Annotated in this window: 22 protein-coding genes; 11 read left to right on the top strand and 11 right to left on the bottom strand. The window is 68.5% G+C overall.

Annotated elements, in window-relative coordinates:
• Positions 1 to 53 precede the first annotated feature (53 nt).
• Positions 54 to 1,706: an FUSC family protein gene (locus F3087_RS20065; protein WP_150403531.1), complete on the top strand. Its 1,653-nt coding sequence runs from the start codon at positions 54 to 56 to the stop codon at positions 1,704 to 1,706.
• A gap of 30 nt (positions 1,707 to 1,736) precedes the next feature.
• Positions 1,737 to 2,192 (top strand): SRPBCC family protein, encoded by a 456-nt coding sequence (locus tag F3087_RS20060; protein WP_150403530.1) that lies wholly within the window; start codon positions 1,737 to 1,739, stop codon positions 2,190 to 2,192.
• 1 nt (position 2,193) lies between these two features.
• Here the strand turns inward: F3087_RS20060 and F3087_RS20055 are convergent, their stop codons facing one another.
• Positions 2,194 to 3,813 carry an LCP family protein gene (locus tag F3087_RS20055; protein WP_150403529.1) on the bottom strand — a complete coding sequence of 540 codons (1,620 nt, stop codon included), beginning with the start codon at positions 3,811 to 3,813 and terminating at the stop codon, positions 2,194 to 2,196.
• A gap of 176 nt (positions 3,814 to 3,989) precedes the next feature.
• Here F3087_RS20055 and F3087_RS20050 point away from each other — a divergent pair, with 176 nt between their 5' ends.
• On the top strand, positions 3,990 to 4,643 hold the full coding sequence (locus F3087_RS20050) for an SDR family NAD(P)-dependent oxidoreductase (RefSeq protein WP_150403528.1): 654 nt from the start codon (positions 3,990 to 3,992) through the stop codon (positions 4,641 to 4,643).
• On the opposite strand, the gene F3087_RS20045 is transcribed toward F3087_RS20050, so the two are convergent.
• On the bottom strand, positions 4,640 to 5,887 hold the full coding sequence (locus F3087_RS20045) for a cytochrome P450 (protein ID WP_150403527.1): 1,248 nt from the start codon (positions 5,885 to 5,887) through the stop codon (positions 4,640 to 4,642). The two genes, F3087_RS20050 and F3087_RS20045, sit on opposite strands and share 4 nt — an antisense overlap.
• Before the next feature lie 108 nt (positions 5,888 to 5,995).
• Here F3087_RS20045 and F3087_RS20040 point away from each other — a divergent pair, with 108 nt between their 5' ends.
• Positions 5,996 to 6,466 (top strand): winged helix-turn-helix transcriptional regulator, encoded by a 471-nt coding sequence (locus F3087_RS20040; RefSeq protein ID WP_150403526.1) that lies wholly within the window; start codon positions 5,996 to 5,998, stop codon positions 6,464 to 6,466.
• Positions 6,467 to 6,469: 3 nt separating this feature from the next.
• Here the strand turns inward: F3087_RS20040 and F3087_RS20035 are convergent, their stop codons facing one another.
• Both F3087_RS20035 and F3087_RS20030 read right to left on the bottom strand, forming a co-directional pair.
• Positions 6,470 to 7,861 carry a pyridoxal phosphate-dependent decarboxylase family protein gene (locus tag F3087_RS20035; RefSeq protein ID WP_191094062.1) on the bottom strand — a complete coding sequence of 464 codons (1,392 nt, stop codon included), beginning with the start codon at positions 7,859 to 7,861 and terminating at the stop codon, positions 6,470 to 6,472.
• Positions 7,862 to 7,923: 62 nt separating this feature from the next.
• The gene (locus F3087_RS20030; protein WP_150403525.1) at positions 7,924 to 9,138 is read right to left on the bottom strand and encodes a L,D-transpeptidase; all 1,215 of its coding nucleotides are present in this window, start codon (positions 9,136 to 9,138) and stop codon (positions 7,924 to 7,926) included.
• Positions 9,139 to 9,623: 485 nt separating this feature from the next.
• Between F3087_RS20030 and F3087_RS20025 the strand changes: the two genes are divergently transcribed.
• A complete protein-coding gene (locus F3087_RS20025; RefSeq protein ID WP_191094061.1) occupies positions 9,624 to 10,163 on the top strand; it encodes a nuclear transport factor 2 family protein in 540 nt (179 codons plus the stop codon).
• 4 nt (positions 10,164 to 10,167) lie between these two features.
• Here the strand turns inward: F3087_RS20025 and F3087_RS20020 are convergent, their stop codons facing one another.
• Complete coding sequence (locus tag F3087_RS20020; RefSeq protein WP_150403523.1) at positions 10,168 to 11,775, bottom strand: FMN-binding glutamate synthase family protein; 1,608 nt, start codon at positions 11,773 to 11,775, stop codon at positions 10,168 to 10,170.
• A gap of 161 nt (positions 11,776 to 11,936) precedes the next feature.
• Here F3087_RS20020 and F3087_RS20015 point away from each other — a divergent pair, with 161 nt between their 5' ends.
• Positions 11,937 to 12,914: a ketopantoate reductase family protein gene (locus tag F3087_RS20015; protein WP_150403522.1), complete on the top strand. Its 978-nt coding sequence runs from the start codon at positions 11,937 to 11,939 to the stop codon at positions 12,912 to 12,914.
• A gap of 67 nt (positions 12,915 to 12,981) precedes the next feature.
• On the top strand, positions 12,982 to 13,422 hold the full coding sequence (locus tag F3087_RS20010; RefSeq protein WP_150403521.1) for an SRPBCC family protein: 441 nt from the start codon (positions 12,982 to 12,984) through the stop codon (positions 13,420 to 13,422).
• Between the two features lie 4 nt (positions 13,423 to 13,426).
• Here F3087_RS20010 and F3087_RS20005 read toward each other — a convergent pair whose 3' ends face one another.
• Complete coding sequence (locus F3087_RS20005; protein WP_396897570.1) at positions 13,427 to 14,128, bottom strand: M24 family metallopeptidase; 702 nt, start codon at positions 14,126 to 14,128, stop codon at positions 13,427 to 13,429.
• Between the two features lie 139 nt (positions 14,129 to 14,267).
• Here F3087_RS20005 and F3087_RS20000 point away from each other — a divergent pair, with 139 nt between their 5' ends.
• On the top strand, positions 14,268 to 15,020 hold the full coding sequence (locus tag F3087_RS20000) for a GNAT family N-acetyltransferase (protein ID WP_150403519.1): 753 nt from the start codon (positions 14,268 to 14,270) through the stop codon (positions 15,018 to 15,020).
• On the opposite strand, the gene F3087_RS19995 is transcribed toward F3087_RS20000, so the two are convergent.
• Together F3087_RS19995 and F3087_RS19990 are read right to left on the bottom strand one after the other, a co-directional pair.
• A complete protein-coding gene (locus F3087_RS19995) occupies positions 15,017 to 16,159 on the bottom strand; it encodes a serine hydrolase domain-containing protein (protein WP_150403518.1) in 1,143 nt (380 codons plus the stop codon). The two genes, F3087_RS20000 and F3087_RS19995, sit on opposite strands and share 4 nt — an antisense overlap.
• A 122-nt stretch (positions 16,160 to 16,281) precedes the next feature.
• Positions 16,282 to 16,932 (bottom strand): class I SAM-dependent methyltransferase, encoded by a 651-nt coding sequence (locus F3087_RS19990; RefSeq protein ID WP_150403517.1) that lies wholly within the window; start codon positions 16,930 to 16,932, stop codon positions 16,282 to 16,284.
• A gap of 116 nt (positions 16,933 to 17,048) precedes the next feature.
• Here F3087_RS19990 and F3087_RS19985 point away from each other — a divergent pair, with 116 nt between their 5' ends.
• Positions 17,049 to 17,444 (top strand): GNAT family N-acetyltransferase, encoded by a 396-nt coding sequence (locus tag F3087_RS19985; protein ID WP_150403516.1) that lies wholly within the window; start codon positions 17,049 to 17,051, stop codon positions 17,442 to 17,444.
• Between the two features lie 98 nt (positions 17,445 to 17,542).
• On the opposite strand, the gene glpD is transcribed toward F3087_RS19985, so the two are convergent.
• Genes glpD through F3087_RS19970 form a run of 3 tightly spaced genes read right to left on the bottom strand, consistent with a single transcriptional unit; the run spans position 17,543 to position 21,635 of the window.
• Positions 17,543 to 19,222, bottom strand: a complete 1,680-nt coding sequence (gene glpD, locus F3087_RS19980) for a glycerol-3-phosphate dehydrogenase (protein WP_150403515.1) — start codon at positions 19,220 to 19,222, stop codon at positions 17,543 to 17,545.
• A gap of 38 nt (positions 19,223 to 19,260) precedes the next feature.
• Positions 19,261 to 20,781 (bottom strand): glycerol kinase GlpK, encoded by a 1,521-nt coding sequence (gene glpK, locus F3087_RS19975; protein WP_150403514.1) that lies wholly within the window; start codon positions 20,779 to 20,781, stop codon positions 19,261 to 19,263.
• Between the two features lie 41 nt (positions 20,782 to 20,822).
• On the bottom strand, positions 20,823 to 21,635 hold the full coding sequence (locus F3087_RS19970) for an MIP/aquaporin family protein (RefSeq protein ID WP_150403513.1): 813 nt from the start codon (positions 21,633 to 21,635) through the stop codon (positions 20,823 to 20,825).
• Positions 21,636 to 21,889: 254 nt separating this feature from the next.
• On the opposite strand from F3087_RS19970, the gene F3087_RS19965 reads away from it, so the two are divergent.
• Complete coding sequence (locus F3087_RS19965) at positions 21,890 to 22,696, top strand: IclR family transcriptional regulator (RefSeq protein WP_150403512.1); 807 nt, start codon at positions 21,890 to 21,892, stop codon at positions 22,694 to 22,696.
• Positions 22,697 to 22,727: 31 nt separating this feature from the next.
• On the top strand, positions 22,728 to 24,251 hold the full coding sequence (glpK, locus tag F3087_RS19960) for a glycerol kinase GlpK (RefSeq protein WP_150403511.1): 1,524 nt from the start codon (positions 22,728 to 22,730) through the stop codon (positions 24,249 to 24,251).
• Positions 24,252 to 24,257: the final 6 nt, after the last annotated feature.

Genomic DNA, 24,257 nt, shown 5'->3' with positions numbered 1-24,257 from the left:
TCACGCGCATACGGTGGAACGGCAACCAGGCTTGACGAACAGGAAGGAAGTCCATGGTCCCGTCGGTCTCCGACCCACTGCCGCCGCAAGGGCGCATCGGCGAATTGCTGTTCGCGCTGCCGCCCGCGGGACGGCGCTGGAGTCCCGGCCTGCGGTCCGCCGCGGCGTTCGCGCTGCCCGCCGCGGTGGTCGTGGCGGCGGGACATCCGGAGAAGGCGTTGTTCGTGCTGTTCGGTGCGTTCGCGGTGATGTACGGGGAACGCCGGGCGTATCGCATGCGTGCCGGGGTGGTGCTCACCGCCGGACTCGCACTGCTCGCGTCCTGCGGCGTCGGCGCGGTGCTCGGTCACGGACTCTCCGGTGGACTCGGCGCTTCGCTGCTCACGGTGGCCATGCTGACGATCGTCGCGGTGGTCGCCGTCTACGCCATCGACGCGTTGCGCCTCGGTCCGCCCGGCGCGCTGCTCTTCGTGATCGCCTGCGGCGGCGCGATGATGGCCGCCGAAGCGGGCATCTCGACCGCGGCGCTGTTGTCCTGCACGGCATTCGGCGTCGGTGCGTCGGTACTGGCGTCGATGGCCGGTGTGCTGCGCGACCGGCGCAAGCCCGAACGGGTCGCCGTCGAGGCCGCGATCCACGCCGTCGACTCCTACCTGTCGGCGCGTGCCGCCGGCCGCCCCGCCATCGACCTGCGACATCAAGCGGGCGGCGCGGTCGCGGAAGCCTGGGCCGCGGTCTACGACGCGGGATTGCCGAGCAGAACACCGGATTCGGAATTGCTGGCCACCCTGGTAGCCGCCCGCCGCCGCCTCGCCGGCCCCGCCTACGACGACACCAACGACCTGGTCGTAGACCCGCTGATCTCGTTCGTTCGCCCCGGCGTCTGGTTCCGCCTGCGCCGTTCGCTCTCGTTCGACTCGCACGCCGCCATCAGCGCCTTCCGCGTCGGCATCGCCTGCCTGGTCGCCGGCGGACTCAGCGCTCTGCTCGGCCAGGACCGCCCGCACTGGGCGGTGTTCACCGCGCTGATGGTGTTGCAGATCGGCCCGGACCGCGTCCGCGGCAAGGTGCGGGGCATCCACCGCTTCGTCGGGACGGTCGTCGGCCTGGTGTTCTTCGGCGTGATCCACCAGCTCGCGTTCACCGGCTACGCCCTCATCGCGCTGGTCGCCGCGCTGCTGTTCGGCATGGAGCTGTTCGTGCCGCGCAACTACGCCCTCGCCGCGATCTTCATCACGCCGATCGCGTTGCTCGCGGTCGGCACGACACCCGGGGGAGCCGTCGCGCCGCTGATTCGGGATCGCTTCATCGAGACCGTGATCGGCGTCGGCGTCGCGGTACTGGTGCCGCACGTCGTCGTCCCGCGCGCACACCGCCGCACTTTCCGCTGGATCGAGATCCGCGTCTGCGCGGTCGCCCGTGCCCTGCTGGAACTTTCGCGCACCGAACCGGCGGGCGCCCCCGCCGTCGCGCTGACCCAGCAGCTGCAATTCGAACTGGTCGGCGTCGCCCGCACCGGAATCGACTCGGCCACCGAGGACCCGCGCTGGACCGCCGCGCATTGGCCTGCCCACGCCGCCACCGCCCACCTCGGCTACGACCTGCTCGCCGCCTACTGGGAGCTGCCGCCCGGTGCGCTACTGTCCGACCCGGACCGCTGGGCCGCGGAATTCGACGCACTGACCGCGCTCCCCGACACCCGGTAGCGCAACGCTTACTCCTGCTAGCGTTCGAGCATGCAGGACAGTGTGACAGTGCGAATGGCCGCGCCCGCCGACAAGATCTGGGCGCTGGTCAGCGATATCACCAACACCGGGCGATTCAGCCCGGAGACCTTCGCCGCCGAATGGCTGGGCGGCGCTACCGAACCCGCCGTCGGGGTGAAGTTCCGCGGGCACGTCAACCGCAACGGCTGGGGCCTCAAGTACTGGACCGTCTGCCGGATCATCGCCGCGGACCCCGGCCGCGAATTCGCGTTCACGGTGCTCGGCCCCGGCGGCATGTCCATCAACACCTGGACCTACCGCTTCGAAACGGTCGAGGGCGGCACCGACGTCACCGAGTCGTTCCGCCTGCACAGCAACCCCGTTCTGCGGGTGTATTCGCTGCTGGCCGGGCGCGCCCGCACCAAGACGAACGTCGAGGGCATGCGGGAGACGTTGAACCGCATCAAGGCGTTCGTCGAGCAGTAGGTCAGTTCACGCAGGGGATCGTGCTGCCGATCGTCGTGGTGACCGGCTTGCCGGCATCGGGCGCGGGGTCGGTGGTGGTCGACGGCGTGGCCTGGGTGGTCGACGCGGTGGTCGGCGTACTCGTGCTCGAGGTCAACTCGGTGGGCATGGTGAAGTCGCTGCCGAGGGTGACCTGGATGTGTCCCGCCGTGACGTTCGACGAGGCGGTCGGCGTGAGCCCGCCGAGGGTCTCGGCCAGCTGGGTCGCGTCCGCCTCGGCGCCGGCGCCGTAGGTGACCTTGGTCGTGGTGAGGGTGCTGCCGAGGTTGCCGACCTCACCCTCGCGATAGCCGCGGTTGGTCAGCGCGGTGGACAGCTTGCCCGCCATGCCGGTCGCGCTGCCCGCGTTCTGCACGTCGACCGTGCTGGTCGGTGGATGAGCCGGGGTGGTACTCGGCGCGGGGACCCCGAACGCGGCCCGCACTTCCTTCTTGATCGCGGCCGGATCGATGATGTTCACGTCCTGCCCGTTGATGTTGTCGTAGCGCAACACCGGCAGCGTCCGGAACTCGACCGAGATCGAGCCCGCCGCGCCCAGGTTCTTGGCGAAATCGAGCAGGTCCCAGTTGTCCGAGAGCACCACGTCCTGGTGCGCGACCTTCATCAGGTCGTTCAGCTTGCCGAAATTGGTCAGCGTCCCGGAATCCTTGAGCGACTTGGCGACCGAGGTGAGATACGCCTGCTGCCGGTGTGTCCGATCGAGGTCGCCGTTGTCCAGGTTGTGGCGTTGACGGACGAACGCGAGCGCGTCGGAACCGTTGAGGTGCTGCGGCCCGGCGGGGAACTTCGCGCCGGAGTAGTAGCTGTCGTCGACCGCTTTGTTCAGGCACACGTCGACGCCGCCGAGCGCCTCGGCCAGGTGATAGAACCCGGCGAGGGCGACCTCGGCGAACCGGTCGATGGGCACGCCGGTCAGGTTGCGGACGGTGGACACGATGGACGCGCGTCCGGCCTCGCGACCTGCGCGTTCGAGGGTGACCTGATCCTTCTCGCCCTTGGCGATCAGCTTGGCCTCCGCGTCGGCCTTCTTCAGGCCGTACGACTCTTTGATCTTGACGTGGTCATACCCGGGGATGCCGGAGACCGCGACGTAGTCGTCGCGCGGGATGGAGAACGCGACGATCTTCTGCATGTCCGCCGGTATGTGCAACAGGATCAGCGAATTGGCGTTGTAGCCGCCGTCGTCGCTGTCGCCGGCGTGCAACTGGTCCAGGATCTCCTTCGACAGGTCGTTGCCGTTCTGATCCTTGCGCGAGTCCAGGCCGATCAGCAGGATGTTCAGGTCACCGCCGAGCGAGCGGGGCGCGTCGGCGCCGATCGCGTCCGTGCGGTTGAACCCGTTGTTGAAGTCGATCTTGGCCGACCAGGCGAATCCGGTGCCGGAAAGCACCGCGAGCGCGGTCACCGAGACGACGACCCGCACCCCGATTTTCGCCGCACTGCGCAGCCGATGCGGTTTCTCCGCCCGACGTGGTGGTTTCGCGGCCACCCGCCGTGCTTTCGGTGCCGCCCGCCGATGCCGCGCGCGCGGCGCGTCCGGGTCGGTGACCCGGGCAAACTCGACAGTGTCGTCGTCGGCCATCGCCGCAGACTCTGTGCCCTGCTCTTTCCTCGGCACTCGCGCCACGGATCGTTCCTCGCCGTCTTGTTCCTCGTCCGACTCGTTCGAGAGTACGCACGCGCGCGTAATACCCAGATCATCCCCGGTTAGGCAGCGGAAAACGAGAGCGCGGCAACTGGGGCTCTAGGCTCGGGATCATGTCTGCTCCCGTGCTTCTCGTGCTCGGCGCCGGTCCCGGTGTCGGATTGGCTGTCGCCCGACTTTTCGCCGACGACGGCTATGCGGTATTCCTCGCCTGCCGACTGCCCTCCGAGGCCGAGCCGCTGGCCGCACAGTTACGCGGCGAGGGCTTCGACGCGGAGGGCGTCGGCGTCGATCTGTCCGATCCGGCCGACATCGCCCGCGTGGTGACCGCGGTGGGGGAGCAGCACGGCCGGATCGACGTGCTGCATTTCAACCCGAGCATGTTCCGGCAGTCCGATCCGTTGCAGCTGTCGGTGCCGGAGTTGATCGAGGATTTCGCCATCGGTGCGGCCGCGCTGCTGCCCGCCGTCCAGGCGGCGCTGCCGTTCTTCGCCGAGGGCGCGCGGGTGCTGGTCACCGGGAGTGCCGCGGCGGACAAGCCGTGGAATCAGGCGGCGTCGCTCGGCGTGCAGAAGGCGGCGGTCCGGAATCTGGTCACCAGCCTGGATACCACCTTGGCGCCCAAGGGTTTTCGCGCCGTCGCGGTGCAGATCAACGGCGTGCTCGGCGAGGGCGCGTTCACCAGGGAGCGGGTCGCCGAGGCGCTGCACGCCGCCGCGACCCGGCCCCTCGGCGAATGGACGCCGCACACCTCCTACGACGGTTAACGAGGCCGGATCGCGGCGTACTCGATCGGCATATGCGCCGGGCCGCGCAGGTTCACGTGTTCGCGATAGACCGGCGGATCCGTGGGCAGGCGCGGTGATTCGACGCGTTGCGCGAGCCGGGTGAGCGCGATCCGCGCTTCCAGCCGGGCCAGTGGCGCGCCGAGGCAGAAGTGCGCGCCGAGTCCGAAGGCGAGGTGGCGGCTGTCGCGCGCCGGGTCGAAGCGGTCCGGATCGGGGAACGCGGCGGGGTCGCGCTGTGCGGCGGCGATCAGCATCACCACCAGGTCGCCGCGCTCGACGGTGAGGTCGCCGACCGGGAGATCCTCGGCGGCGATCCGCGGAATCAACTGCACCGGCGGATCGAAGCGCAGCGTCTCCTCGACAACGCCCTGTGCCCGTTCGGGATTCGCGCGCAGCGCGGCGAGTTCGGCGGGGCGGCGCAGCAGCGCGAGGGTGGCATTCGCGATCAGGTTGACCGTGGTCTCGTGCCCGGCGACGAGCAGCAGCGCGCAGGTGGAGATCAGCTCGTCGTGGGTGAGCATGTCCCCGGCGTCCTCCGCCGCGATCAGCTGGGAGAGCAGGTCCGGTCCCGGATCGGTGCGGCGGCGTTCGGTCAGACGCTCGAAATAGCGGCTGAGTTCGGTTCCGGCGCGCTGCAATTCGGCCGGATCGACCTGATGTTCGGCGGCGTGCCGGGACGTGGGGTCCAGTGTGCGCGACAGCAGCGAGGACCAATGACTCAGCTGCGCTTCGTCTTCCAGCGGCACACCGAGCAACTCGCAGATGACGGTCACCGGCAGCGGGTAGGCGAATTCGGTGACGGCGTCGAATGTCTCTGCCGCCGAATGCTTGTCGAGGATATCGTCGACGATCTCGGTGATCCGCGGTTCGAGCTGCTGCACCACGCGCGGGGTGAACGCCTTCGACACCAGCCGCCGCAGCCGGGTGTGATCCGGCGGATCGAGGAACAGGAACGACGGTTTCACCTGCTCCGCAGGGGTATTCGAGGCGTCGTAGATCGGCATCGAGCTGAGTTGCAGCTTCCCCAGCGACCGGTCGACGCTCACCCGCGGGTCGCGCAGGACGGCCGCGCAGTCGGCGTGGCCGGGCACGATGACGACCGGCGCGGTGCCGATCCGGAACGGTCCGCGCTCGCGCAGCCGGGCGAACAGGGGATAGGGGTCCGGTCGCTCGGCGGGATCGAGCAACCGGATGTAATCGGCGATCGACTGTTCTGACGTCATGGGACTCCCACCTTCATCGGCCCGTGCCTGGCTGCGCTCGGCTGGGTAGTATTATTCCGATACCGACAGTAGGAATGCAATACCGATGACGGATGCGAAGATAACCGCATGACCATCCGACGCCCGGCCGATGATTCGGTGACCCGTGTCGTCGAGCTGCTCGGCGACCGGTGGAGCATCCTGGTCATCGCCGAGGCGTTCTTCGGCGTGCGCCGGTTCAGCGATTTCGCCCGCAATATCGGCATCACCAACCGCAACCTGCTCACCAGCCGCCTGCGCATGCTGATCGACGCGGGCATCTTCGCCCGCACCGACGAGGGCGGCGGCCGGGTCGACTACCACCTCACCGCCGCGGGGCGCGAGCTGTATCCGATCATCATCGCGATGTCGGCGTGGGGCGACCGGCACCTGGCCGACCCGGACGGACCGCCGCTGATTCTCGAACACCGCACCTGCGGTCACGCGATCACGCCGGTGACGGTGTGCGAACACTGCCGCACCGAGATCGACCCGCGCGACGTCGAGCCGCACCCCGGTCCGGGCTTCCACGCGCCGCCCGCCACCGAGGCGGCCGGCTGACGATCAGGACAGGGCGAGTGCCGCCGCGATGATCGCCTTGGCCGCCCGGTCCACGTCGGCGTCGGTCGTCCGCCAGTTGCTGAACGCGGCGCGCACCGCCGGCTGCCCGTCGTAAACCGTTGGGGTCACGAAGGTTTCGCCGGTCTCGGCGATCGCATCGACCAGCGCGCCGACCCGCTCGGACGTCGGCCGATCGGCCAGCGTGAAGCAGGCGACGTTGAGCCGGACCGGAGCGACCAGCCGGAGCAGGCCACTCGCGGTGAGCTGCTCGGCCAGGCTGTTCGCGCTGGCGATATTGCGCTGCACGATGTCCCGGTGCCCGTCGCGCCCGTACGCGGTCAGCGAGAACCACGCGGTGAGCGCGCGCAACCGCCGCGAGTTCTCCGGGACCAGATGTCCGAAATCCGGTGTGTCACTGGGGGCGGTCAGATACGCGGCGGAATTCAGGAAGACCCGCAATTGCAGATCCCGATGCCGGGTGAACTGCACCGCCGCGTCGTAGGGCACGTTCAACCACTTGTGCAGATCGACGCACACCGAGTCCGCCTCGCCCAGTCCATCGACCAGCGTCGCGTGCTCCGGCGTCAGCGCCGCGAACGCGCCGAACGCCCCGTCGACATGCAACCAGAACGGATAACGTTGCCGCAGTACGGCAATCGCGCGCAGATCATCGAAGTCGACGGTATTCACCGTCCCCGCATTGGCGACCACGATCGCCGGCCGGCCATCCAGCGCCGCAAGCGCTTCGGCGAGCCGATCCACATCGACCGCCTCCCGCCCGGGCCGGGTCGGCACCAATCGCACACTGTCCCGGCCGATTCCGAGCATGGACAACGACTTCACGATGCTGGAATGCGGCGTCCCCGACAGCACCGGCACCGCCCCGAGCGCGCCGACTCCGGCCTGCGCCACCGAAATCCCCAGCTGCTCACCCAGCCACTCCCGAGCGATGGCCAGGCCGACGAAATTCGACATGGTCGCCCCGCTGACGAACGCCCCGGTGTGCTCCTCCAGCCCGAACATCCGCCCGATCCAGCGCACCGTCTGGCGTTCCAGCTCGACCGCCGCGGAATCCTCGCCCGACATGGCGTTCTGATCGAGCACCCCGGTCAGCCAGTCGCCCGCGACCGACGCCGGCGTGGCGCCACCGGTGACGAAACCGAAGTAGCGTGGCCCCGCGCTCCCGGAGAACTGCGGCTCCCACCGCTCCCGGAACCGCGCGAGCGCCGCGCGCAGGCCGACGCCGTGCTCCGGAAGCTCCTCGGCCCCCACCGCTTTCGGCGCCCGCGCGACCGGCCGCGTCTCGATGCCGGTCAGCATGTCCGTCGCCGACTCCCGCACCGCATCAAGCAGTGCGGGCAGCTCGGCGAGGTCGTTGGCAAGGTTTTCGTCCACACTCCGACGCTACGAGTGACCCATACGTTTTGTCGGGAGCCAGTCCGAAGATGCTGGCCTTACTACTTCAGCGCGCTGCCGGCCTGCCACTGATCCCACGGCACGCCCCAGTCGCCGTTCTGCCAGACGTCGAGCGGCGCGCCGCCGGTGTTGCGGACCTCGACCACATCGCCGGGCACCGCGAAGTCGTAGAACCATCGCGCGTTCTCCGGGCTCAGGTTCAGGCAGCCGTGCGAGGTGTTGGTGTTGCCCTGCGCCCACACCGTGGAGGCCAGCTCGTGCAGGTAGATGCCGTCGGTGCTGATCCGGGTCGCCCAGTTGATGGTTTCCTTGTAGCCGAGCCGGGAGTTGACCGGCAGGCCGAAGGTGGAGGAGTCCATGATCACCGGGTTGGCCTTGCTCATCACCGTGTAGACGCCCGGCTGGGTCCAGAAGGTGATGGTCTTGCCGCCGACGTTCTCGCTGCCGCCCATGCCCATCGAGGTCGGCATGGAACGGATCAGCTTGCCGTTCTCGAACACCTGGACCTGCTTGTTGTTGTCGTCGGCGATGGAGACGTGCGAGGCGCCGATGGTGAACGACGCCTTGGTGTCCTCCTGGCCGTACAGGCCGCCGCCGAGGTCGACCGCGTAGATGTTCGCCTCGACCGAGACCTTCGTGCCGGACGGGTAGTACTCCTTCGGCCGCCAGTGCACGTGCTGGTTGTCCAGCCAGTACCAGGAGCCCTCGACCTGCGGGGTGGTGGTGACCTTCAGCCGCTTCTCGGCGAGCGCCCGGTCCGGGACGTCCTCGTCGAAGTGCGCGGCGATCACCGCGCCGACGCCGAAGGTGCCGCCGTCGAGCAGGCCGCCGCCGGTGGTCTCGAAGTACACCTTGGTCTGGTTGTTCGGCGTCAGCGTGGAGAACGTCGAGGTCAGCGGGCCGCTGCGGCCGGTGATGGTCAGGCCCTCGGCGGTGATCGTGTACGAGTGGCCGTAGCCGACCGGCTCGGTGGGCTTCCACGCCGTCTTGTCCGGCGTGAAGATGCCCTCGATGGGCTTGCCCTTCTCGTTGGTCATGGTGACCGAGGTCAGCACGCCGTCGCCCGCGGTCACCTGGACCGGGGCCTTCGGATCGACATCCTTCGCGCCCGACGCCGGGGTGATGGAGATGGCGGGAGGCGCGGGGTCGGCCGATCCCGGCTTCTTCGACTCCGACGCTGAACAACCGGCAACCACCAGTGCCGTTACCAGGATGACAATCCCGGCAACACTGGATCGGAAGCGGCGACTCGACATGATTTCTCCTGTGTTCGCCGTGCGCTTCCCGCTGCGCACCCTCGACTTACTATCCCGCTCAGCAGTTTACCGGGCCGCGAGAGTGCGCTTTCGCCAGTGGAGCCCCGTCAGTTGTCGGGGCCTAGCCGGAACTGGATCGCCAACTGCTGGGCGGCTTCATCGCCGAGGAACGGCTGGAGGAGGAGAAAGAGAATCATCGACATCGACACAGGCCCCGATCACGAAACGCGGTACTTCATTCCCCCGGTGGTCGCCGAGCCCCGACCTCGACGGCACAGCCCGACCTGGCACACATTCGATTCCCAGGTTATGGCCGCCGACGATGGTCGGCAACCAGGCCGGTGCGGCCCGGGCGTGGCGCTGACCAGTGGCGAGCGCCACAGCGGATCTGCCGGATACTCGTTGACGGCTCATGTTTGCTCATGATTTGCTGACTCATCTTCGAGCGATCGACCGGCACGATGGGAAGGCTTGTGATGATCAGCATGACAACCGCTCCGCAGGACCGGAGACGTATCGGCGCCCGGAGCACCGGCTCCGTCGGACTACCCGACGCGGCAGTCGAACGCGCCGCGATCGAACGCTTCTACGAGCTCCTCTTCCTCCAGGACCACGAGCAGATCCTGGACCTGGTCACCGCCGACGTGCGATTCCACGCGCCGTGGCAGCTGCCCGGCCTGCCGGACACCATCCAGGGCCGCGCGGAACTGGGCGAGAGCATGCTCTGGTGGAGCGCCGAGCTGTGGCAGCCGGGCAGCCTGTGCCGCATCGCCGTGCGCCCGTTCGCCGCGCCGCACTCCTGGTTCGCCAATATCGAGGGCGACTTCACCGCGGTGGAGAGCCAACGGCATTACCACGCAACATTTCTCAGCGAGATCCGGTTCCAGGACGGCCAGATCGCCGAGGTGCAGCAGCATCACAACACGTTGAACCAGATCATCGCGCTGGGCGCGGACGTGCCCGGCATCAACGTGCCCGGCTATGGCGTTGCCGCGCACCGCGATTGCGCGACCGAGGTCGCCTGACGACTCATCGCGCGGCGGGATGCGGCGCGTTGATCCGGAACGAGTCGGCCGAGGCGTAATTCCAGTCCTCGCGCCAGGCCGCCGGGGTCTCGGCGAGAAGCTCTCCGGGAGTGAGCCATTCGTACAGCTCGGCGTAGGAGCGGACGGTGGTGGCGGAGATCCGTTTGCGCAGCATGTGCGGGGTGAGATCGGCCGGCTGCTGGACACCGAGGGTGGCCATCAGTCCGACCGCCTGCTCGACGACCGCCTGGTGATAGCGCTGAACCCGGAGGCTCTTGTCCGCCACGTCGAGTGCGCGGGCGCGCTTGGGGTCCTGAGTGGCCACGCCGACCGGGCACTTGTTGGTGTGGCAGACCATGGCCTGGATGCAGCCGACCGCCATCATCATGGCCCGCGCGGAGTTGGTGAAGTCGGCGCCCTGGATCAGCCGGATGACGATATCGCTTGCGGTGGCGACCTTTCCGCTGGCGCCGAGCTTGATCCGGTCCCGTAGTCCGGTGCCGACCAGCGCGTTGTGCACGGTCATCAGCCCGTCGGTGAGCGGCAGGCCGACATGGTCCTCGTATTCCAGTGGCGCGGCGGCGGTTCCGCCCTCGGCGCCGTCGACGGTGATGAAGTCCGGCGTGATCCCCTCGGCCAGCATCGCTTTGCAGAACGCGATCACGTCGATCCGGGAGCCGACGCAGAGCTTGAAGCCGACCGGTTTGCCGCCGGACAGTTCGCGCAGGCGCGCGATGAACTCGATCATCTCCCGCGGCGTCGAGAAGGCCGAATGCATCGGTGGACTCACGCATTTCACGTGCGCGGGCACGCCGCGGAAGCCGGCGATCTCCGCGGTCACCTTCGCCGCGGGCAGCACGCCGCCGATGCCCGGTTTCGCACCTTGACTGAGCTTCAACGAGATTGCCTTCACCCGGTCGTCGGCGGCCTTGTCCGCGAACCGCGCCGGGTCGAATTCGCCCGCCTCGGTGCGGGCGCCGAAATAGCCCGACCCCAGCTCCCAGATCAGGTCGCCGCCGCCGTCGAGGTGATAGGAGGTGAGTCCGCCCTCGCCGGTGTCGTGCGCGAAACCACCAAGGGCCGCACCGCGATTCAAGGCGCGGATGGCGTTGGCCGACAGCGCGCCGAAGCTCATCGCCGAGACGTTCATGAGCGACATCGCGTAGGGCTGAGTGCAATCCGGCCCGCCGACCATGACCCGCGGCGGCTCCGCGGGTTCGGGCACCGGCGCGATCGAATGCACCAGGTAATCGCTGCCGATCGCGTTCAGGTCGCGCTCGGTGCCGAAGGACTGCTCGCCGTGAATTCCCTTGGCGCGCTCGTAGATCGTCGAGCGGACCTCGCGGTCGTAGGGGCGGCCGTCGAAATTGCGCTCCACGAAGTACTGCTGGATCTCCGGCCGGACCTCCTCGAGCAGATAGCGCAGATGCCCGAGCAGCGGATAGTTCCGCAGCAACGAGTGCTTGCGCTGGAGCAGGTCGTAGACGCCGAGCAGCAGCAGGGCCCCGAGCAGGATCAGCACCACCGACCAGGCCCAGCCGCCGATCACGGCGGCGAAGCCGACGATCAGCACCAGCGGCACCAGCGCGCCGAACAGGAAGAAACGCAGCATCGGCCATCCTTCTGAGCGAATGCGACCTGGAGTGGAACCCCACCCGACAGCGGAACCGATCCTACTGATCCGGGCCGCCTGAGCGGGCGACCGCGAGCAGGCCGAGTGGGTCGCGGCCGGCTGAACGGGCGGCATCGGGCTCGAACTGGCAGGCTCGGGGCATGGCTACCAAGCGGTTCATTGTGTACGGGGCGGGTGCGGTCGGCGGCAGCCTCGGCGGGCTGCTGCACCGGGCGGGGCACGAGGTCGTGCTCATCGCGCGCGGGCCGCATCTGGACGCGATTCGAGCGGACGGGCTGCGCCTGGTGACCGGCGACGGTGCCGAGTCGTTGCCGATCGAGGCGGTGGCGAGCCCGGCCGAACTCGACAGCGCGCCCGGCGACGTGGTGCTGCTGGCGATGAAGAGCATGAATACCGAAGCGGCACTGCGGGACCTGGCCGCGGTGGTCGATCCGGCGACGCCGATCGTCTGCGTGCAGAACGGCGTCGCCAACGAGCGCGCCGCGTTGCGGCTGTTCCCGAATGTGTACGGCGTCTGCGTGATGTTCCCGAGCACGCACCTGGAGCCGGGCGTGGTAGAGCCGTACGCGTGGCCGGTGCCCGCCATCCTCGATCTCGGCCGATACCCCGCAGGCGTGGACGAGACGGCGGAATCCATTGCGGCGGCGTTCCGTTCGGCGGGCTGCCAGTCCGAGCCGCGGGCCGACGTCATGCGCTGGAAGTACCACAAGCTGCTGATGAACCTCGGCAACGCGATCGACGCGACGGTCCAGCCGGGCGACGGCGTTGCCGAGCTGCTCGAACTCGCTCAGGCCGAGGGCATGAAAGTCCTTGACGCGGCGGGCATCCCGTTCGTGTCGCCGGCCGAAGACCGGGCCCGGCGCGGTGACATCCTGAAGATCGACAGCGCCCGCCGGTCCGGCAGTTCGTCGTGGCAGAGCCTGGCCCGCGGCACCGGCACCATCGAAACCGACTACCTCAACGGCGAAATCGTGCTCCTCGGCCGCCTGCACGGGGTGCCGACCCCGGTCAACGAGCGGATCCATCTGCTGGCCAACTCCTTCGCCCGCGACGGCCGGGCGCCCGGATCGCTCGCCGCGAACGACCTGCTCGCGGCGCTCGACCGGCCCGTGCTGTGATAGAACTTGCCCGGTAGTTCGGCCGAATGCGGCCGGTGTCGGCGGTCGAAGGAGGCGCGTTTTGTCCATGATCACGGTTACCCGCGAGATCGCCGTCCCGCCGGAGCAGGTCTGGTCGGTGATCACCGACCTCGACCGCACCGCCGAGGTCATCCGGGGGATCACCAAGCTGGAACGCGTCGACAGCGGCACCGGTTTCGGGGTCGGCACCAGCTGGCGCGAGACCCGGGTCATGCTCGGCAAGTCCGCCACCGAGACGATGACCGTGACGGCCATCGTGCCCGGCCAGTCCTACACCACGGAAGCCGACTCGCACGGCACCCACTACCGATCGATCTTCACCCTCACGGCCAAGGGCAACAACACCCTGCTGGCAATGGGTTTCGAAGGGACGCCGCACGGCAAGGTCGGCCGGGTGGCCGCCTTTATCGGCAAGCTGCTCGAGGGACCGACCCGGCGCATGCTCCGCCGCGACCTCGACGACATCGCGGCCGCCGCGGAGCGCTGAGCGACTAGACCGGCGGCCGGATGTCGAGCAGCTGCTCGAAGAAGCCGCCGATCTGGTTCACGCTGTCCACCAAGTGGATCTCCAGGATCCAATGGCAGATCCGGCCCTTGGGATCGAGGCGCCGCATCGGCGGGGTCGAGCCGGTCGCGACGTAGGAGGTCACCGCGGTGCCGGAGATCTGCTTGTGCGGGAACTCGCCCACCAGGTGCCCGGCGATCTTCGCGGTCACCTCCCAGCCCTGCGCCTTCGCCTGCTCGGTGACCCAGGCGAAGAGCTGTTCGCCGGTGATGTCGGGATGCGCCTCGAAGTAGGCTCGGCCCGCTTCCCAGAACGGTTCCAGCGCGTCGCGCAACTTCAGCTTGGCCGGATCGTCGCCGAGCACATAGGTGCGGCCGAAGTCGGCCTCCCATTCGGCGAAGATCGGCCCGAAGTCCAGGAAGCAGATGTCGTCCGCGCCGATGATCCGGTCCGGCGGCTTCGCGTCGTACGGCTCGAGCGTGTTGATCCCGGATCGCACGATCCGCTTGTGCCAGAACCGCCGGGTGCCGAACATCTCGTCGGCGAGGTCGCGCACCTCGTCGCTGACCTCCGATTCGTACTTCCCCGGGGCGATGATCCCGCGCGCGATCACCTCGTCGAACAACGCGACCGCTTTTGCCTCCGCCGCCAGCAGCGCGGAAACCCGCTCGGCCTCGACCACATCCAGCGTTTCCATAACCCCGACCCTAGATCATTTCGGACGCCCGACCAGTAGTCGATCCGGTACACGCGAGGTCCCCGCGCGATCGCCGGATCATGAGCACGTTTCTTGCGTCGCGTGCGGCACGGGCGGGAAGAATCGACGCATGCCAGTGTTGACCGGCGACTTGGTCGCCGCCGAGCGGTTCACTCAGTCGGCACAGCCGGACATCGCCACCGGCGACGGGTTGCTCCTTCGACCGTGGACGGCCGACGACGCGCCTGCGGTTTTCGAGGCATACCGCGATCCCGCGATCCAGCGCTGGCATGTCCGCAGCTCGGGCTCGGTCGCCGAGGTGCGGGACTGGCTCGAACGGTGGGCGCAGGCCTGGAGCACGGGCACCGCCGCCAATTGGGCGGTTTCTGACCTCGACACCGGCCGGCTCGTCGGCCGGGCGGCGTTGAAGAACCTGGAGCTGGCCGGCGGCGTGGCCGAGGTCGCCTACTGGACGATGCCCGCCGCCCGCGGTCGAGCCGTCACGCCGCGCGCGGTCCTCGCGATGACGAACTGGGCTTTCGCGGTCGGGTTCCATCGACTCCAGCTGTCCCACTCGGTGGCGAACCAGCCGTCCTGCCGGGTGGCAGCCAAGCTCGGCTTCACGCTGGAGGGGACCATGCGCAGCGCGGGCCTGCACGCCGACGGTTGGCACGACATGCATCTGCATGCCCGGATCAAGACCGGGTATCCGGCCGGCATGAGTGGACCGGAGAAGGATCGGACGACGGCCGAAATACAACAGCAGGAGCCGGATTTCGCGGCAGAGCATTCCAAGGCGACACACGCCGACGAGCATCCGCAGGGGGCCGAACTCGAAACCGACGAGTCGACCCCGGACGGGCACAGCGGAATGGACGGCTAGGCACCGGGTTTCGCGGGGGCGGCCGCACACAGCGCGGTGGCGAGGACGGCCCGGATGTCCGCGTCCTGTGCGTCGCTTTCGCCCGGGTAGAGGTTGGTCATCACGGTTGCGCTGCGGCCGTCGGTCGTGATCACGCCCATCGTCTGGAAGCCGGGGATGCCGCCGTCGTGCCCCCAGTACCGGCCGCCGCAGGGCAGCGGCGTGCTCTGCAAACCCAGACCGTAGGCATCGTCGAAGGAATTGCCTGTCGGCCGGGTCGTCATCATCGCCTGAAGCTCCGGTTGGCCGAGCAGGCGGCCGTTCAGCAGGGCGTCGAGGAACTGATTCAAATCCGTTGCGCTGGAGATCATCCCGCCTGCCGCGCCCGCGACCGACGGATTGAACTCGGAGATGTCGACCGGATCGGCGCCGCCCATGCGGTGGTAACCCCGCGGATGATTGCCCGCGATGCTCGGTTCGTCCCCGGGTACGGAAGTGTCGCGCAGGCCGAGCGGCCGAATGATGCGCTGGTCGATCGCGTCCGCGTACGGTCGGCCGGTGGCCTTCTCGATGAGAAGTCCCGCCAGTAGGTAGTCGGTGTTGGAGTACGCCCAGCCCGTGCCCGGCGGGAACGACGGCGGCTGGTCCAGCGCGAGGTTCACCAGTTCCAATGGATCATGATGTGTGAGTGGATCTTTCAGGACCTGCTCGACGGACAGATAGCCCAGGTAGTCGGGCAGCCCGCCGGTGTGCTGGAGCAACTGCCGCACCGTGACGCCCTGCCCGCCGTTGCGAAGCACGCCGGGCAGGTACTGCTCGACCGGAGCGTCGAGGGCCACCCGGTGCTCGCCCACGAGTTGCAGCACCACGGTGGCCACGAACATCTTGGTCATGCTGCCGATGCGGAACCGGCTGTCCGCCGCGACCGGCGCCCGGGTTTCGAGGTTCGCGACGCCGCTGGTCAATACGGTCCGGCCGTGCGCGTCGCGCACCTCGATCAGGACTCCCGGTGCGCCGTCGGCAGTGGTCAACCGTTGCAATATGTTTCGCACTTCGGCGTAGCTGGACGGAGTTGCGGTGTCCGGGTGATCCGCGGTTCCGCACGCGGACAGCGTCAGTGCGGCGGTGGCGCACACTAGAGTGCAGATGTACCTGCGCATTTCGTCCTCCCGCAGTCGGTAGGACTCAGGCTATGAAGGTCGGACCGGACGCGCCTCACCCCGGAGAGCCAAACCACCACGCTGCCTTGCGCTACCCAGGTACCGGACGTACCCGACCGGTGCTAGACGCGCCGGATGCGGGCCAGCCAGGCGATGACATCGATGGAACTGCCCTCGGACACCCCGATGTCCGGGTTCTGCTCGAGCGCTGACGCGGTAACCCTGCCCCGATAGTAGGCGGGCTGGATATCTTCCAATTCCCAACCGTCGGCGAAAGATTCGCGAATCACCGAGTCGCTGATCTGCGGCCCGAAACCGGGTCCGGCATCCGACAGCGCCAGGATATTGACCAGCCCGCCCGGCTTGCAGAGCGCGTGCAGACTGCGCACGTACGCGGCGCGCGGCTCGGGCTCGGTTCCGAAGACGTGGAACAGCGCACTGTCCACGATCGTGTCGAACACCGGTGCGTCCTCGGCGACACCGAACGCGATGGCATCGGCGACCTCGAACTTCGCGGCCGGAACTCCTTGCGCCGCAGCGTTTCCCCGCGCGAACTCGACCGCACTCGACGACAGATCGATACCGAGCACGTCGTACCCGAGCTTGGTCAGCAGAATCGTGTGCTCACCCGCCCCCGAACCGGGATCGAGCACCCGCCCGCGTATCCAGCCGTCGCGCTCCAGCGCGACGATCGCAGCCTGCGGTTCACCGATCACCCACGGCGCGACATCGTTGTCATAAGCGGCATTCCAGAACTCAGCTGATCTCGTCATACCTCGATCGTCCACCCTGAACCGAAGTTGAGGTCAACCCTGCGTTTATTCGCTGGAGCGAGACTGAACATCTCCCTATCGTCCAATCCGAAACCGCAGGCGAACCGAAGGGCAGCATGGGCATCGACTATCGGTGGCGAGGCGAACTCACCGACGACGAGGTCGTCGAACTGACCCGATCCCACGGCGGGAACGCAGAAGCGGGCTGGTGGGATCGCGTCCGCACGCACAGCCTCGGTTGGACGACCGCTCGTTCCGGCGCGGCACTGATCGGCTTCGTGAACGTCGCCTGGGACGGCGCCGAGCACGCCTTCCTGCTCGATCCCAAGGTCCGCCCCGACCACCAGCACAACGGCATCGGCACCGCACTCGTCCGCAGCGCCGCCGAAGCCGCCCGCCGAGCAGGCTGCACCTGGCTGCACGTCGACTTCGAAGAGCGGTTACGCCCCTTCTACCTCGAAGCTTGTGGATTCCGCACGACCGCCGCCGGTCTGCTGTACCTGCGCCTGTAGCTCGCGACAGCGTCGGCGGTGTGTCCGGCCGGCGAGCTCGATGTTCGGCCGAAACAACAGGCCTGACAACAGGTTCGAGCTCGCCGGCGGGCGCGGAATCAGGCGACGGCGACCAGGCGGGCGGCGTTCGCCGCTTCGTCATCGGCGGCCTGGTTGGCGGCCAGTTCGGCCTCGACGCGGTCCCGGTAGCGGGTGAGCTCGCGCTCGGCGTCGGCGGCATCCCAGCCGAGGCGGGCGCCGATCAACATGGCGACCTCGGGGGCGGCCAGCAAGCCGCGATCCGAGGCCTCGATGGAGATGCGGGTGCGGCGGGTGAGCACGTCGTCGAGATGCAGTGCGCCCTCATGAGTTACCGCGTAGACGATCTCGGCGGCGAGGTACTCCTCGGCGCCCGCGAGCGGCTGGGCCAGCGTGGAATCCTCGGCGATCAGCTCGAACAGGTCGTGCACAGCAGAGCCGTACCGGCCGAGCAGATGCTCGACGGTCGCCTTCGACAGCCCGGCGCGCTGCGCGACGCTGTCCAGATCGGCGGCCATCTCCTGGTAGCCGACCGCACCCAGCAGCGGTAGCTTGTCGGTCACCGACGGCGCGACCGCGCGGCCCAGACCCTGCACCGCCGCGTCCACCACATCGGCGGCCATCACCCGGTAGGTGGTGTACTTGCCGCCCGCGATCACGAACAGGCCCGGAACCGGTTCCGCCACAGCGTGTTCCCGCGACAGCTTCGCGGTGTCACTGGACGCGCCGGACACCAGCGGGCGCAGTCCGGCGTAGGTGCCGACGATGTCGTCGCGGGTCAGCGGCTCGCGCAGCACCGCGTTGACGTGATCGAGGATGTACTGCACGTCGGCGTTGCTCGCGGCCGGATGATCCTTGTCCAGCGACCAATCCGTGTCCGTGGTGCCGATGATCCAGTGCTGGTGCCACGGGATGACGAACAGCACGCTCTTCTCCGTGCGCATGATCAACCCGGTGTCCAGGTCCAGCCGCTCGCGCGGCACCAGGATGTGCACGCCCTTGGAAGTGCGCACGTGGAACGGGAATTCGACGCCCGTCATTTTGTTCATCTCGTCGGTCCACACACCGGTCGCGCTGATCACCCGGCGGGCGCGCACGGTGTACTCGCACCCGGTCTCCAGATCGGTGACGTGCGCGCCGACGACCCGGTCGCCGTCGCGCAGCAGCCCGGTCACCTTGGTGCGGGTCAGCACGGTCGCGCCGTGCTGGGCCGCGGTGCGGGCGATCGTCATGGTGTGCCGCGCGTCGTCGACCTGCGCGTCGAAGTAGCGGATCGCCCCGGTCATCGAGTCCTCGCGCAGCGCGGGCGCCAATTCCAGTGCGCGCGTGCGGGACAGGTGCCGGTGCATCGGCAACGCGCGTGCGCCACCGATCGTGTCGTACAGGGCAACGCCCGCACCGATGTACGCGCGCTCCCACACCCGATGCTGCAGCGGCAGCAGGAACGACACCGGGCGCACCAGGTGCGGCGCCAGCTTGTTCAGCAGCAGGCCGCGTTCCTTCAACGCCTCACGCACCAGCCAGAAGTCGAGCTGTTCGAGGTAGCGCAGCCCGCCGTGGATGAGCTTGCTGGAGCGGCTGGAGGTGCCCGCCGCGAAGTCCCTGGCTTCCACCAGGGTGACGCTCAGGCCGCGGGAAGCGGCGTCCAGTGCGGCGCCGGCGCCGACCACGCCGCCGCCGATCACCAGCACATCGATCTCTTCGTCGCCCAGCGCGTCGATGGCCTCGGCGCGGTAGGCGGGGTCTAGTCGTGCAGACATGAATCTCTCCTTGTTTCAGTGATATTCGCGTCGGCGACTCAGTCGTCTACGTCTATCCAGTCGAGGGTGCGCGACACGGCCTTCTGCCAGCGGGCATAGCCGCGTTCGCGCTGCTCCTCGGACCAGGTGGGGTTCCAGCGCTTGTATTCGTGCCAGTTCTGCACGAGTTCGTCTGTGCTGCTCCAGAATCCGACCGCCAGCCCGGCCGCGTAGGCGGCGCCGAGCGCGGTGGTCTCGGCGACCACCGGCCGCGACACCGGCACGCCGAGGAAGTCGGCCTGGATCTGCATGCACAGCTCGTTGGCGGTGACGCCGCCGTCCACCCGCAGCACATCCAGCGGCACACCGGAGTCGGCCTGCATCGCCTCGACGACGTCACGGGTCTGGTAGCAAATGGATTCCAGCGTCGCCCGCGCCAGATGGGCGTTGGTGCTGAACCGGGACAACCCGACGATCGCGCCGCGCGCGTCCGAGCGCCAGTACGGCGCGAACAGGCCGGAGAACGCGGGCACGAAGTACACGCCTCCGTTGTCCTCGACCTGCCTGGCCAGCGATTCGCTTTGCGACGCACCGGAAATGATGCCCAGCTGATCGCGCAGCCACTGCACCGCCGAGCCGGTCACCGCGATCGAACCCTCCAGCGCGTACACCGGCTTGGCGTCGCCGAGCTGGTAGGCGACCGTGGTGAGCAGCCCGTGCTGCGACCGCACGATCTCCTCACCGGTGTTGAGCAGCAAGAAGTTTCCGGTGCCGTAGGTGTTCTTCGCCTCGCCGGGCCGGAAACACACCTGCCCGACGGTGGCCGCCTGCTGATCGCCGAGCACGCCCGACAGCGGCACCTCGCCGCCGAAAGGCCCGTCGGCCCTGGTCTTTCCGAACAGTTCCGGGTTCGACGACGGCGCGATGGTGGGCAGCATGGACCGCGGAATGCCGAAGATGGACAGCAGTTCGTCGTCCCAGTCCAGCGTCTCCAGGTCCATCAGCATGGTGCGGCTGGCGTTGGTCGGGTCGGTGACGTGCACCCCGCCGTCCACGCCGCCGGTCAGGTTCCACAGCAGCCAGCTGTCGGTGGTGCCGAAGATCGCCTCGCCGCGCTCGGCCGCTTCCGCGACGCCGGCGACATTGTCCAGGATCCAGCGCAGCTTGCCGCCGGAAAAGTAAGTGGCGGGGGGCAATCCGGCCTTGTGCCGGATGGTGTCGCCGTGGCCGGCCCGCTCCAGCTCGGCGGCGATGCGGTCGGTGCGGGTGTCCTGCCAGACGATGGCGTTGCAGTAGGGGCGCCCGGTGTTGCGGTTCCACACCACCGTGGTTTCGCGCTGGTTGGTGACGCCGACCGCGGCCAGGTCGCTCGCCTGGAGATCGGCCTTGGTGAGCGTGCTCTGGATGACCGCGCGGGTGCGCTCCCAGATCTCGGTCGGATCGTGCTCCACCCAGCCCGCCTGCGGCAGGATCTGCTGATGCTCGAGCTGGTGGCGGGCGACCTCGTTGCCGCTGTGATCGAACACCATGAAGCGGGTGCTGGTGGTGCCCTGGTCGATGGCGCCTACGTACTGGCTCATCGTGGTCCTTTCGAAAGAAAACTACGGAGAGAGAAAGAGATTCAGAAAAGGACCTGTGCGGCCAATCCTGCCAGCACGCCGCCCAGCAGGGGACCGGCGATCGGCACCCAGGCGTATCCCCAGTCGGAGTTCTTGCCCGCGGGCACCTGGGCCGGGCCGGGATCGGCGAGCGGTTCGGCCGAGCGGCCGCCGACGGTCGCGGGCTCGCGCACCGCCGTGGTCTTGTGCACCGGCAGCAGCGCGTGCGCCAGCCGGGGGCCGAGATCGCGGGCCGGGTTGATGGCGTAGCCGGTCGGCCCGCCGAGCGAGGCGCCGATGCCGACGACCAGCAACGCCGCGGCGAGCGGGCCGAGTCCGGTCGCGGTGTGGCCCATGGCCAGCAGCACCAGCACGAGGGCGAAGGTGGCGACCACCTCGGTGGCGAAGTTCCAGGGCAGGTTGCGGATCGCCGGGCCGGTGGCGAAGACGCCGAGCTTCTTCTCCGCGTCGGTCTCCTCGTCGAAGTGCCGCTTGTAGGCGACGTAGGCGAGGTTCGCGCCGACGAACGCGCCGGCCAGCTGGCCGAGGATATAAGCGAGTGTGGTGGCGACGGTGACCTCGACGCCGGGGGTGTACTCGTCCGCGCCGCTGAACAGCACGCCGATCGTGTACGCGGGATTGAGGTGGCCGCCCGTTTTATACGCGACATAGACGCCGGCGAGCACGCCGAGTCCCCACCCGAAATTGATCAGTAGCCAGCCGCCGTCGAATCCCTTGGATTTGGTCAGCAACACATTCGCGACTACGCCGACACCGAGTAGCACCAGCATTCCCGTGCCGAGTGCTTCACTCAGGAAGATCGAGCCGAAGTTCACCGTTGAGTCTCCGTTCGCCCTGCCGGCCGCGGTCGCGACCTTGCGGACCTCGACGTTACGACGGGATTAACTCCAGGCACATAGGACACGTTCGACAATGCTGAACGGTCGGGCTGGCTGCGGGTGGCCGCTGCCACTACTGTCGGGCGCCCGAGGGGGTCGACATGACGCACGTCACACCGGCGCGCCGGGTGTGTTGCTCTCCGTTTACTAGGTGTTCGACATTGTCGAACCGAGAGGTTAGGTTTCGGTTCATGCCCGGTCCGATCCAATCGATCGAACGAGCGGCGGCCATTCTGCGGCTGCTCGCCCGCGGCGCGGGCCGCCTCGGCGTCGGCGAGATCGCCGGCGCACTCGACCTGGCCAAACCCACCGCACACGGCATCCTGCGCACCCTGCAGGGTGTCGGCTTCGTCGAGCAGGATTCGGCGACCGGCAAGTATCAACTCGGCGCGGCGCTGCTCCACCTCGGCACCAGCTATCTGGATGCCAATGAGCTGCGCTCGCGCGCGATCAACTGGGCCGACGCGCTGGCCGCCCGCACCGGCGAGGCGGTCCGCATCGGTGCGACAGCGTTCACCCACCCCGCCGGCTTCGCCGGCAACCGTCCCCCCTTCGACGGAGCAGTAGTCGTCGTGCATCACGTGTTCCGTCCGGACAACACCGAACAGGCCCTCGAGCTGGGCGAACTCTTACCACCCCATGCGACCGCCCTCGGCAAGGTGCTGCTCGCCTTCGACGCGGAGCTCGCGGCTGCCGTGCGCGGGGGTGACCTGCCCTCGCTCACTCGGCGCACCATCGTCGACCGGGTCGCGCTCAATCGCGCCCTCGCCGCGGTCCGGCAGGCCGGCTGGGCGGGGGACACCGAGGAGTTCCGGCCGGGCGAGGCGGGCATCGCCGCGCCGATCCGCGCGCACGGCGGACTCGTGGTGGGCGCCATCGGCATCAGCGGACCGGTCGACCGGCTCTGCGACCCGCAATTACGGCACCGTCCCGCGTTGATCACCCTCGTGCGCGACGCCGCGCACGCGGTCTCGCGCGATCTCGGCGCCGGACACTGACCACACCGTTTCACCTCAGGAAAGGACGCGGATGACGCAGCGGTTCGTGCTCGCCATCGATCAGGGCACCACCTCCACCAGGTGCATCCTGTTCGATCAGCGCGCACGCCTGGTCGCGGTCGCGCAACGCGAGCATCAGCAGCATTATCCGCGGCCCGGGTGGGTCGAGCAGGACGCGATGGAGATCTGGCGCAATGTCGACCGGATCGTGCCGCAGGCGCTGCGCGACGCCGGCATCACCGCGGATCAGATTGCGGCCCTTGGCATTGCGAACCAGCGCGAGACCACGGTGGTGTGGGATCGACGCACCGGCGCGCCGATCCGCCGGGCCATCGTCTGGCAAGACACCCGCAGCGAGGATCTGGTCCGCGAGTTCGAGGAAAGGCCTGGCGCGCAACATATCCGGGAGCTATCCGGGTTGCCGCTGGCCACCTACTTCGCCGCGCCGCGGCTGCGCTGGCTGCTGGATAACATTGCGGGCCTGCGTGATCGGGCCGAACGCGGCGAGGTGCTATTCGGCACCATGGAGACCTGGCTGATCTGGAACCTGACCGGCGGGGTGGACGGCGGCCTGCACCTCACCGACGTCACCAATGCCAGCCGCACCCTGCTGATGAACCTCGCCACCCTCGAGTGGGACGCGGAACTGCTGAGCTTCTTCGGCATCCCCGCGGCGATGCTACCGCGCATCCAGCCCTCGACCGCGTCCTACGGCACCACCCGCCGCGTCGTGCCCGGCATCCCGATCGCCGCCGCCCTCGGCGATCAGCATGCCGCGCTGTTCGGCCAAACCTGTTTCGCGCGTGGGGAAACCAAATGCACCTACGGCACCGGCGGCTTCCTCATGATGAACACCGGCCGCGAATTGGTGCAGTCCTCGCACGGCCTGCTCACCACCATCGGCTACCAGATCGGCGACGAGAAGCCGGTGTACGCACTGGAGGGCCCGATCGCGGTCACCGGCTCGCTGGTGCAGTGGGTGCGTGACAACATCGGCCTGGTCGCCAGCGCGCCGGAGATCGAAACCCTCGCGCGCACAGTGCAAGACAACGGCGGCTGCTACATCGTGCCGGCCTTCTCCGGGCTGTACGCGCCGCACTGGCGCAGCGACGCCCGCGGTCTCATCGTCGGCCTGACGTCCTATATCACCAAGGGCCACCTGGCCCGCGCGGTCCTGGAGGCGACCGCGTGGCAGACCCGCGAGGTGGTCGACGCGATGAACGCCGACTCCGGTTTACAAGCCCGCGCCCTGCGGGTCGACGGCGGGATGACCTCCGACAACCTGCTCATGCAGATCGTCGCCGACGTCCTCGACGTCCCCGTCATGCGCCCGTTCAACGCCGAAACCGTTTCCCTCGGTGCGGCATACGCGGCCGGCCTGGCCGTCGGGTACTGGCCCGATCTGGAGGGTCTGCGCAACAACTGGCGGCTGGCCGCCCAATGGCGTCCGCAGATGGACCCGGTACATCGCGCCGACGAGTACGAGAACTGGCAGCGCGCAGTCCAATTGACCTTCGGCTGGAAACGTTCGAAGCGCCATCCGGCGGGCGCTTGACGCCGA

It is taken from the genome of Nocardia colli, from assembly GCF_008704205.1.
In the GTDB taxonomy this organism is placed as follows: Bacteria; Actinomycetota; Actinomycetes; order Mycobacteriales; family Mycobacteriaceae; genus Nocardia; species Nocardia colli.
This window is presented reverse-complemented; position numbering and strand designations above follow the sequence as displayed.

Excerpts from the sequence above, each read along its gene's own strand:
- F3087_RS20025 (WP_191094061.1), top strand. The coding sequence starts at position 9,624 with ATGACAACCGCTCCGCAGGACCGGAGACGTATCGGCGCCCGGAGCACC.
- glpK (WP_150403511.1), top strand. The coding sequence starts at position 22,728 with ATGACGCAGCGGTTCGTGCTCGCCATCGATCAGGGCACCACCTCCACC.
- F3087_RS20000 (WP_150403519.1), top strand. The coding sequence starts at position 14,268 with ATGCCAGTGTTGACCGGCGACTTGGTCGCCGCCGAGCGGTTCACTCAG.
- F3087_RS20040 (WP_150403526.1), top strand. The coding sequence starts at position 5,996 with ATGACCATCCGACGCCCGGCCGATGATTCGGTGACCCGTGTCGTCGAG.
- glpD (WP_150403515.1), bottom strand. The coding sequence starts at position 19,222 with ATGTCTGCACGACTAGACCCCGCCTACCGCGCCGAGGCCATCGACGCG.
- F3087_RS20010 (WP_150403521.1), top strand. The coding sequence starts at position 12,982 with ATGATCACGGTTACCCGCGAGATCGCCGTCCCGCCGGAGCAGGTCTGG.
- F3087_RS19995 (WP_150403518.1), bottom strand. The coding sequence starts at position 16,159 with ATGCGCAGGTACATCTGCACTCTAGTGTGCGCCACCGCCGCACTGACG.
- F3087_RS20015 (WP_150403522.1), top strand. The coding sequence starts at position 11,937 with ATGGCTACCAAGCGGTTCATTGTGTACGGGGCGGGTGCGGTCGGCGGC.
- F3087_RS20020 (WP_150403523.1), bottom strand. The coding sequence starts at position 11,775 with ATGCTGCGTTTCTTCCTGTTCGGCGCGCTGGTGCCGCTGGTGCTGATC.
- F3087_RS20065 (WP_150403531.1), top strand. The coding sequence starts at position 54 with ATGGTCCCGTCGGTCTCCGACCCACTGCCGCCGCAAGGGCGCATCGGC.
- F3087_RS20060 (WP_150403530.1), top strand. The coding sequence starts at position 1,737 with ATGCAGGACAGTGTGACAGTGCGAATGGCCGCGCCCGCCGACAAGATC.
- F3087_RS20045 (WP_150403527.1), bottom strand. The coding sequence starts at position 5,887 with ATGACGTCAGAACAGTCGATCGCCGATTACATCCGGTTGCTCGATCCC.
- glpK (WP_150403514.1), bottom strand. The coding sequence starts at position 20,781 with ATGAGCCAGTACGTAGGCGCCATCGACCAGGGCACCACCAGCACCCGC.
- F3087_RS19990 (WP_150403517.1), bottom strand. The coding sequence starts at position 16,932 with ATGACGAGATCAGCTGAGTTCTGGAATGCCGCTTATGACAACGATGTC.
- F3087_RS20030 (WP_150403525.1), bottom strand. The coding sequence starts at position 9,138 with ATGTCGAGTCGCCGCTTCCGATCCAGTGTTGCCGGGATTGTCATCCTG.
- F3087_RS19985 (WP_150403516.1), top strand. The coding sequence starts at position 17,049 with ATGGGCATCGACTATCGGTGGCGAGGCGAACTCACCGACGACGAGGTC.
- F3087_RS20050 (WP_150403528.1), top strand. The coding sequence starts at position 3,990 with ATGTCTGCTCCCGTGCTTCTCGTGCTCGGCGCCGGTCCCGGTGTCGGA.
- F3087_RS20055 (WP_150403529.1), bottom strand. The coding sequence starts at position 3,813 with ATGGCCGACGACGACACTGTCGAGTTTGCCCGGGTCACCGACCCGGAC.
- F3087_RS19965 (WP_150403512.1), top strand. The coding sequence starts at position 21,890 with ATGCCCGGTCCGATCCAATCGATCGAACGAGCGGCGGCCATTCTGCGG.